General features: G+C 33.2%; 1 pseudogene. It reads right to left on the bottom strand.

The features are described 5' to 3' along the window. Positions 1-101: 101 nt before the first annotated feature. Positions 102-769, bottom strand: a pseudogene (locus tag ACFIJ7_RS09640) (type ISP restriction/modification enzyme); the annotation flags it as partial. Positions 770-972: the final 203 nt, after the last annotated feature.

The following is a 972-nucleotide window of genomic DNA, read 5'->3' as shown; positions in this document are numbered from 1 at the left end:
AAGATTATATCTAATCAACTTAACAAGAGAGGTATAGATTATGGTTATAAGCTCTATACCCCTTATGAGTTTATCATACCCATTATGTGAGTATGCCAAATCTATTCAGTTTCTCTTAGTTCTAATTTTGGTAAGTTCTTAACGATTTTCATTGTTTCTAGACTTACAGTAATAATCCTTTGAAACAACTCTAATGGATAAGCAGGGTTGCCAACGGTTTCAACAAGCATAGCGATTGGCATCATTCACAATACCACTCTTTTTATCAGTCTTTACACATTGACGCCCCATAACCCATTCAAGAGCGGGTCTACCATTTACGATATACTCATAAGCTTCAAGAGGGATATCTGTTATTGTGATATTGCTATTGTAAATAACAGTGGTTTTATCTTTATCAGATTTTCCATTTTCTTTACCTGCTTTTGCAAATTTCATTTCAGTTACATAATAAAACTTTTCGGGATTAGAGATCTCTGTAACTTTTGGATTACCCTTTTTAAAGGTCACGGGATAAGGCTCTACAGTTTCATAATTCACGTGCAAATGACCCCAGTTCACGCCCTGCTGTTACAAATTTCCAAAAATCATTAGCACTCTTTACGCAAGGGATACGAGGCAATTCTTTAGAGAGGTTATTGACATAACGAGTGCGATATTCTGAATGCAAGAGACCGTAAACATAATAAAACAGATCATCTTTAGTGTTTTTTTCATTAGGATAAGCAGTTTTGAAATATGCTAATTCTTCATAAGTTATGGCATTACGCAATTTCTTTTTTGCTTATTTTAGTAATAAGCTATCGTCATGCTATTTTTTTATCAAGCGATAATAACGGAGTGTTTCTTGTTGTCTCTAATATGTAACAGTTCCAATAAATTTGGTATATTCTATGAATAACAGTCTTTACTTGAAGCTCAAGATTATATTACACGCAACACCTTAAAATTAAGAAGCATATAGAGTGTATG

The sequence above is a fragment of the Bartonella sp. MR100HLJHH genome (genome assembly GCF_042194215.1).
Lineage (GTDB): Bacteria > Pseudomonadota > Alphaproteobacteria > Rhizobiales > Rhizobiaceae > Bartonella > Bartonella grahamii.
The sequence above is the reverse complement of the archived record's forward strand: the minus strand, read 5'-3'. Positions and strand labels throughout refer to the sequence as shown.